The sequence below is a fragment of the Oleiagrimonas sp. genome (genome assembly GCF_027858935.1).
Lineage (GTDB): Bacteria > Pseudomonadota > Gammaproteobacteria > Xanthomonadales > Rhodanobacteraceae > Oleiagrimonas.
The window spans coordinates 1-2,511 of sequence record NZ_JAQIBU010000031.1 but is presented as its reverse complement, the minus strand read 5'-3'; the positions used below and the strand labels follow the sequence as shown (position 1 = coordinate 2,511).

At 59.4% G+C, this 2,511-nt stretch carries 1 protein-coding gene; it reads left to right on the top strand.

What is annotated here, in order from left to right:
• Window positions 1–2,511: TonB-dependent receptor (locus PF446_RS01225; RefSeq protein ID WP_298068894.1), on the top strand; the 2,511-nt coding region annotated here is incomplete at both ends.

Genomic DNA, 2,511 nt, shown 5'->3' with positions numbered 1-2,511 from the left:
CACCAGATCAACACCATTCCGCAGGTATCGCGCAATTTTCTGGAGTTTGCCGACACCGTGCCGGGCATGGTTTTCAGCGTCGATTCCCGCGGTCACACCTCCTTGCGGGGCGGCGCTCAGAACGATAGTTCTGTAAACGTTTACATCGACGGTGTGGGCCAGAAAAGCTACGTCAAGCAAGGCGGTATCAGCGGCCAGTTCTCCAGCCAGGGCAATCCGTTTCCGCAGCTGGCGATTGGCCAGTACAAGGTGATCACCTCGAACTACAAGGCCGAGTACGGGCAGATCTCCAGTGCCGCCGTGGTGGCAGACACGAAGTCCGGTACCAACGAATTTCATGGTCAGGTCTTCGGCGACTACACCAACGACAACATGCGCGCCGCTACGCCAGCCGAAGCTGCGGCGGGCAGGAAAACCAAGTCACAGGAGAAGGGCTACGGCTTCGCGCTGGGCGGTCCGATCATCAAGGACAAGATGCACTTCTTCTTCACCTACGAGGCGAAGCGCTTCAACACGCCAGTCACCGTGGTGCCGGGAGTGACAAATACCGCGGCCTTCCTGCCGCCATCAGCAGCGACACAGATCGGCCCATCGAACCTGCCGTTCACGGAAAACCTGTACTTTGGCAAGATCGACTGGGAGCCGACCGACAAGGACCGCTTTGAGCTGAGTGCGCAGGTGCGCAAGGAGAACCAGTACGACAACATCGGCGGTGCCACGGCTGCCTCGGCCGGTATCAACACCATCAACAACGACACCCGCATGGCCTTGCGCTGGCAGCACAGCGGTTACAGCTACTTCAACGAGCTGTTGTTCACCCACGAAAAGGCCTACAACAACCCGACATCGCTCGGCAGCGGCAACGGACAGGCTTACACATGGGATCCAAATAACAACCAGACAATTCTGCTGACCGGCGCTGCCAATGCGCTTGCAACCCAGCGAAAGGGGCAACGCGGTCCGGCGATCCAGGACGATCTCACCTTCAATGACTTCGAGTGGCATGGTGACCATGTCATCAAGATGGGCGTGAAGTACAAGGCGGTGGATCTCAATGCCCAGGATGCCGGCAGCAGCAACGCGCAGTTCTATTACAACGTCAATCCCGCCGGCACGCATGCAACGCCGTACAAGGCTTTCTTCCCCAACCCGGTGCCCGGCCTGAGTCCGGTGGCAAAGACGTCGGACAAGCAACTGGGCATGTACGTGCAGGATGACTGGGCCGTCAACGACAAGCTCACCCTGAATCTGGGCGTACGTTGGGATTACGAGAAAAATCCGTCCTACCTCAACTACGTCACACCCGCCAATGTCGTCGCGGCACTGTACGGCCCCAACCCGGACCCGAGTGCGCCGGCCGGACAGACCTATGCCCAGGCACTCGCGCTTGGCGGTGTCAACGTCAGCGACTACATCAGCAACGGCCACAACCGCAAGGCGCAGAAGAACGAGATCCAGCCACGGCTTGGCTTCTCGTACGACCTCAACGGTGACCAGGATCATGTGATCTTCGGTGGTGCCGGCCGTGCCTACGACCGTGACTTATATGACTACCTGCAGCTGGAGCAGACCAAGGCCGCGTTGCCGGAGTCCACCGTCTACTTCCAGGACCCCGCCACCAGCCAGTGTTACCAGAATGGCACGCCCTGCTTCGCCTGGGATCCGAAATACCTGCATGGCGTGGGCAACCTGCAAAGCCTGGTCACATCCACCAACGCGGGCCAGGAAGTCGATGCGATCAACAACAATCTGAAGGCACCGTATTCGGACCAGTTCAGCATCGGCATGCGCAACCGGGTTGGTGAATGGAACACCAGCGCCACGATTGCACGCGTCCTCAGCTACAACGGCTTCGCGTTCACCCTGGGCAACCGCTACCCGAACGGCGCGTTCTTCAAGAACAACAGCCAGCCATGGGGCAATGGCGTACCAGGCTTCGGTCCCCTGATCATCGGCAACAACGGCATCCAGACGCGCACCACGCAGCTGCTGCTTTCACTCGGCAAGCCATACACCAAAGAGTCGGGCTGGGGTGCGACGTTTGCCTACACCTTCACCGAGGCCAAGCAGAACCGCGACATCAACGAACACTACTCGTTCGATGAGGCGACCATCCATCAATACCCGTACATCACCTCGAACGCGGCGGCACGCAACCGCCTGGTCGCCACCGGTGTGCTCGACATCCCCTGGGGCATCACCATCTCGGCCAAGCTGACCCTGGCGACGCCGATTCCGGGCAACCAGATCGCCTGCTATGGCGCCACTTATGCCACCGGCAGCGGCTGCACGCCAATTGCAGGCACCCCGGCAGGCAATGGGCGGTTCCTGGTCGGTGGCAAGATCTTCGGCTACCGCGATGTCGATTTTCAGGCGACCAAGGATTTCGATATGGGTCACGGCGTGAAACTCTACGGTCGGTTTGACGTGCTCAACGTGTTCAACTTCCGCAACTACTCCGACTATCTGTACAACTTCGGCTCAAACGGCGTGTTGAATCATCCGTTTGTG